This is a genomic window from Myxococcus sp. AM010 (assembly GCF_013372585.1).
In the GTDB taxonomy this organism is placed as follows: domain Bacteria; phylum Myxococcota; class Myxococcia; order Myxococcales; family Myxococcaceae; genus Myxococcus; species Myxococcus vastator.
Genome location: NZ_JABXEO010000170.1, coordinates 1 through 6291, shown reverse-complemented (window position 1 = coordinate 6291; position 6291 = coordinate 1). Strand labels below are relative to the sequence as shown.

At 69.9% G+C, this 6291-nt stretch carries 1 protein-coding gene; it reads right to left on the bottom strand.

The genetic code is table 11. The annotated features are described in order from the left end of the window. Positions 1-6291 (bottom strand): non-ribosomal peptide synthetase (locus tag HV826_RS35885; protein WP_176421506.1); only part of this gene is annotated, 6291 nt, incomplete at both ends.

Genomic DNA, 6291 nt, shown 5'->3' with positions numbered 1-6291 from the left:
GGGAGAGAGAGTGCGAGGGAGGGGAGGAGGGATTCGGAGGAGGCGCCGGGGAGGAGGGAGACGAAGGCGACGAGGCGGACGTCGGAGGAGAGGGGAGAGGAGAGAGGAAGGACGGCGGCCTGACGGACACCTGGGAGGAGGGAGAGGGCGGCCTCGACTTCCTCGGGCTCGACGCGGACGCCGCGCACCTTCACCTGGAAGTCAGTGCGGCCGAGGTAGGAGAGGGAGCCGTCGTGAGTCCAGCGGACGCGGTCGCCAGTGCGGTAGAGGCGAGCGCCAGGAGAGGAGGAGAAGGCGTCTGGGACGAAGCGCTCGGCGGTGAGGTGGGGCAGGGCGCGGTAGCCGCGAGCGAGGCCGTCGCCGCCGAGGAAGAGCTCGCCTGGGACGCCAATGGGGGTGGGGATGCCGGCCGCGTCGAGGACGTAGGCGCGCACGCGAGGAAGTGGGCGTCCGAGGAGAGGAGGTGCGCCGTGGGAGAGGAGGTGGAGGGAGGAGAGGCAGGTGGCCTCGCAAGGGCCGTAGCCGTTGAGGAGGCGCACGGGGCCCTGGGAGAGGCGGAGGAGGAGAGAAGGAGGAGGAGGCTCGCCGCCGAGTTGGAGGAAGGAGAGGTTGAGGAAGGCGGCTTCAGCACCGGCCTCTTCAAGTGCGGCGAGGAGGACGGAGGGGGTGGCGAGGAGGTGGGTGGCGCGGTAGCGGGAGGCGTGGCGGGAGAGAGAGTCAGGGCCGGTGGGGCGGAGGACGACGCGGGCGCCGCGAGTGAGGGGGTAGAGCAACTCGAGGAGGTGGACGTCGAAGGCGAGGGAGGCGGCGGCGAGGGTGCAGTCGCCGGGGCGAGAGGGGTAGAGGGAGTCGGCGGCGTCGAAGAGGTGAGAGAGGTTGCGGTGAGAGACTTCGACGGCCTTGGGCAGGCCGGTGGTGCCGGAGGTGAAGAGGACGAGGGCGAGGTGGTGAGGGGAGGCCGGGCGAAGCGGCGCGGAGTCGGTGCCGTGGGCGTCCGGCGAGACGAGGCGCGCGTCAGGCAGCGGCTGGGAGAAGAGGCCGTGCGAGGCGAGGACGAGGCGTGCCCCCGCCTGCTGAATGAGAGAAGCCCTGCGCGCCTCGGGGTGTGAAGGCTCCAGGGGGAGGTAGGCGGCGCCCGCCTTGAGGACAGCGAGAAGCGAGACGAGGAGCGAAGCGGAGCGCTCGACGCAGACGGCGACGACGGACTCGGGGCCGGCGCCAAGGGCGGCGAGGTGGCCGGCGAGAGCGGAGGCGCGAGCGTCGAGCTGCTGGTAGGTGAGGGCCACGTCGGAGTCAGCGACGAGCAGCGCGGTGGCATCAGGCGTCCGCGCTACCTGGGTGTCCCAGAGGGAGACGAAGGTGGCGAGGGAGTCGAAGGGCCGCTCGGTGGCGTTGAAGCCGTGCAACACCTGCTGGCGCTCCTCGGCGGAGAGCAGCGAATGCGAGGCCAAGGGCGCCTGAGGCGCGGCGAGTGCGCTTTCGAGCAGCCGCAGGTAGTGCCCCAGCATCCGCTCCACGCTGCCCGCTTCGTACAAGTCACTGCTGTACTCCGCGGCCAGCTCAAAACCCTGCGAGTCCTCGCGCACCATCAGCGCGAGATCCAGCTTCGCGCTGGAAGACGGAACGGAAAGCGGACGAGAGGAAATGTCCCCGAGGTGAAGCGGAGCGCCCGCGCGATTCCAGACGAAGGCGACCTGGACGAGCGGCGCGTGGCTGGGGCTTCGCTGAACGCCGAGGGCGTGAACGACGCGCTCGAAGGGAGCGTCCTGGTGAGAGAAGGCGTCGAGCGCCGTCGCGCGCGTGCGTGAGAGGAGGGCGGAGAAGGAGTCGTCGGAGAGGAAACGGGTGCGAAGGACGACGGTGTTGACGAAGAGTCCGACGACGTCCTCGGTAGCAGGATGCGTGCGCCCGGAGACAGGCACGCCAACGCAGACCTCCTCCTGTCCGGAGTAGCGGTGCAGCAGTCCGGCGAAGGTGGCCTGGAGCGCCATGAAAGGCGTCATCCCGTGCTCGCGGCAGAAAGCGCGCAGCGTTCCATCCAGCTCGGCCGGAAGACGGAGCCCGGAAACGAGTCCACCCTTGCCCGTGAGCGCGGCGGGTCGTGGCGTGTCCGTGGGAAGCTGAAGGAGCCGTGGCGCGTCGGCGAGCTGGCGCGTCCAGTACGTCAGGTGTGCATCCTCATGCGCGCGCAGCGGCTCGGTGCGCTGCCAGGCGGCGACGTCCGCGTTGTCCAGTGCGACGCGTGGAGCCGCGGGAGCCCCTCCCTGGAGGAAGGACGGGTACGCCTCCGCCAGTTCGTTCAGCAGCAAGGAAAGGCTGTGCCCATCAATCAGCAGGTGGTGGAAGACGAGCAGCAGGACGTGATGCTCAGCGGAGCGCCGCCACAAGTGGAAGCGGTACAGCGGCCCCTCTTCCATGGAGAACGGGCGCTCGGCCTCCTGCTGCAAGCACCGTTCAAGTGCCTCCGGCGCGAGCTCCAGCGTCTCCACCTCCAGCACGCGCTCCGGAACCGTGATGAGGCTCGGCGCCGGGCTCCCGTCGGGAGAGGCGGGCACCACCAGCCGCAACACGGCATGCCGTGAGACCAACCAGTGGAGCGAAGCTTCCAGCGCCGCGACGTCCAGCGACCCTCTGAGTTCCAGGGCCTCGGGCAGGTGGTAGGCGCTGGAGTCGGGCTGCAACCGGTGCAGGAGCCACATCCGTTCCTGCGAGGACGAGAGCACCGCACGCTCGCCATCCTGACGACGCTCGGGCGCCGGCAACACGCGCCCCGTGGTGTCCTGAACTCGAGCCAGCTCCCGCGCGAGTCCGGCCACGCTCGGCGATGCGAACAGGGTGGTGAGTGGCAGCGCGGCGCCGAAGGACTGCCTGATTCGGGCCATCAGCCGCGTGGCACTGAGCGAATGTCCCCCCAGGCTGAAGAAGTCATCGTCTCGGGCGACCGACGTGACACCGAGCACCTGGCAGAACACCTGCGCCAGCAGCTCTTCCACCGGGCCCCGCGGAGGCTCACCGCCAGGCGCTGACTCCACCGCGTGCGAGGGCAGCGCCGCCAGGGCTCCACGGTCCACCTTGCCACTGGGGGTGGTGGGGAGTGCCTCCACCGCGAGGATGGCGGAGGGCACCATGTGCGCTGGCAGCAGTTGCTTCAGGTGCGCCCGAAGGGACGCCAGTTCCTGCGTGGAGGCGTGAACGGACTGGGGCACCACGTAGGCGACCAGTCGCGAGTCCCCCGGAGCGTCCTCCCGCACCAGGGCCACCGCGGCGCGCACGCCGGGGGCTGCGAGGAGTGCTGTTTCCACCTCCGCCAGCTCGATGCGGAAGCCCCGTACCTTCACCTGCGTGTCGATGCGGCCCAGGTACTCCAGTGTTCCAGTGGCCAGCCACCGGACCTGGTCCCCCGTGCGGTAGAGCCGCTCGCCGAGCGTGGTGTCGAAGGGGTTGGGAATGAAGCGCTCGGCGGTGAGCGCCGGCTGGCCCAGGTAACCACGCGCCAGGCTCGCTCCCGCGATGTACAGCTCGCCCGGAAGGCCCAGCGGCACGGGCTCCAGGTGCGCATCGAGGACGTACATGCGCACGTTGGCGAACGGCCGTCCGATGGAGGGGCGCCCGGCGCCGATGGGATGCGCCGTGACGTCCACCGTGCACTCGGTGGGGCCGTACACGTTGAAGCAGGTGAGGCCCGGATGGCGGACGAGCCGCTCCCACAGCACCTCGTCCACGGCTTCGCCGCCCACGAGCACGCGCAGCGGGTGACGCCCACCCAGGCCCTCGTCCAGCAGCAGCCGCAGGTGCGAGGGGACGCAGTCGAAGACGTCGACACGCTGTTCCTCCAGCCATGCGCACAGCTTCGAAACGTCGTCCCGGACGCCTTGCGGGACGACGCAGAGCGTGTGCCCGTCCGCCAGTTGCACCAGTTGCTGAACCGAGGCGTCGAACGAAATCGATGCGTTGAGGCTGACGCGCAGCGGGCCTGTCGTACCGGCGTAGGCGGACTCCGCCAGCGCCGCCCGCAGGTTCATCATCGAACCGTGCTGCACCATGATGCCCTTGGGCTGGCCGGTGCTTCCGGAGGTGTAGATGACGTAGGCCAGTTGCTCCGGCGCGGTGACGCGAGGCGGGTGGGTGTCACCCCGCGCTGGCAGGTCCGCCACGGCGTCCACGCACAGGGTGGGGACGCCGAAGGGCTCGACGGACGCGAGCAGCGACAATTGCGTCAGCGCGAGCTGGACCCCGCTGTCCTGGAGCACGCGCGCGATTCGCTCGCGCGGATAGGCCGCGTCCACGGGAACATAGGCCCCACCTGCTTTCAGGATGCCGAGCACGCCCGTGGCCAGGTCCACCCCGCGCTCCAGGATGAGGGCCACGCGGACTTCGGGAGCGACGCCGCGGGCTCGCAGGGCCCAGGCCACCTGGTTCGCTCGGCGATTGAGCGCGTCATAGGTGAGCGCCTGCTGGCCATCGACGACGGCCAGCGCGTCCGGTGTCCGGGCGGCCCACGTCTCGAAGCGCTCGTGCAAAGCGCCTTCCCACGCAAACCCCCGCTGCGTGTCGTTCCAGGTCCGCAGCACCTGCTCGCGCTCGCTGTCGAGCGCCATGCGCAGGCTGTCCAGCCGGGAGGACGGCGACTGGAGCGCATGTTCGAGCAGGCGCGCGTAATGGCGTTGCATGCGCTCGACGGTGTCAGCCTCGAACAGGTCGGTGCTGTAGCTGGCGGCGAGTGAGAACCCCTCCGGCGCCTCGGTCAGCACGACCGACAGGTCGAACTGGCTCGTGGACAGCTCCGGCCACAGGGCGCGTCCGTGGAGTCCAGGCAGCGCTTCCGCCAGGGCGTGTCCGGCGCGAATCAACCCGAACATCACCTGGAAGAGCGGGGAGTGGCGTGGACTGCGCTGCACCTCCAGGGACTGCACCACTCGCTCGAAAGGGGCGTCCTGGTGGGCGATGCTTTCGAGCACGGTGGTCCGGACCCGCGCGAGCAGGGACGCGAAGGTGTCCTCCGGCTGGGCGTGCGTGCGCAGCACCACCGTGTTGACGAAGAGGCCGACGACGTCCTCGGTGGCCGGGTGGGTACGCCCCGCCATCGGGGTGCCCACACAGACTTCAGGCTGGCCCGAGTAACGGTGGAGCAGCGCCGCGAAGGCCGCATAGAGCACCATGAACGGTGTCACGCCTTGCTGGCGGCAGAAGTCGTGAAGGGCCGCCGACAGCTCGGGCGCCAGGGGCCGCTGTGCGGTCACTCGTCCCTGGCTCGACAGCACGGAGGGGCGAGGCTTGTCCGTGGGAAGCGAGAGCAGCCGTGGCGCATCCGCGAGCTGGCGGGTCCAGTAGGAAAGCTGCGCGTCTTCGTGCGCGCGCACGGCCTCGGTTCGTTGCCAGACGGCGACATCGGCCCAGTCCAACGTCACGGGCGGCAGCGCGGGAGACGCACCTTGTTGGAAGGAGCGGTAGGCCTCACCCAGCTCACGCACCAGCACGGAGAGGGCCAGCTCATCCACCAGCAGGTGATGGAACACGAGCAGCAGCGCGTGCCGCTCGGGGGAGAGCCGCCACAGGTGGAAGCGGTAGAGCGGGCCCTCCGCCATGGAGAAGACGCGCTCGGCTTCGAGGCGCAGCCGCTCCTCCAATGTATGCGGCGCGTCGGAGAGCGACTCCACGGCCAGCACGCGTGCCGGGACGTCGAGGAGGAAGGGAGCAGGGCGCCCTTCGTCAGAGGGGACGGCGAGGCGGAGGACTGAATGGCGAGAGAGGAGCCAGCGGAGTGCGGACGACAGCGCCTCGACGTCGAGAGGGCCGTGAAGGAGAGCGGCCTCTGGGATGTGGTAGGCGGAAGAGTCGGGCTGGAGCTGCTGGATGAACCACAGGCGCTCCTGCGTGGAGGAGAGCACTGGCGCGTCCTCGGCCCTGGGAGTGGGGGCGGGCAGGAGCGACTTGCCGGTGCCGGCCAACCCTTCGACTTCGCGAGCGAGAGAAGCGACGGAGGGAGCGGAGAAGAAGGAAGAGAGGGGGAGGTCGACGCCGAGAGAAGAGCGGATGCGAGCGACGAGGCGGGTGGCGCTGAGAGAGTGGCCACCGAGGGAGAAGAAGTCGTCGTGGCGGGAGAGGGAGGCGAGGCCGAGGACCTGGCAGAAGAGCTGTGCGAGAGCGACTTCGAGAGGGCCGGAGGGCGCTTCGAAAGGCGCGTCGGAGGAAGAGGCGGGGAGAGGGAGAGAGGCGAGGGCGCGACGGTCGACCTTGCCGTTGGTGGTGGTGGGAAGTGCGGGAAGTGCGAGGAGGGGAGAGGGGAGGAGG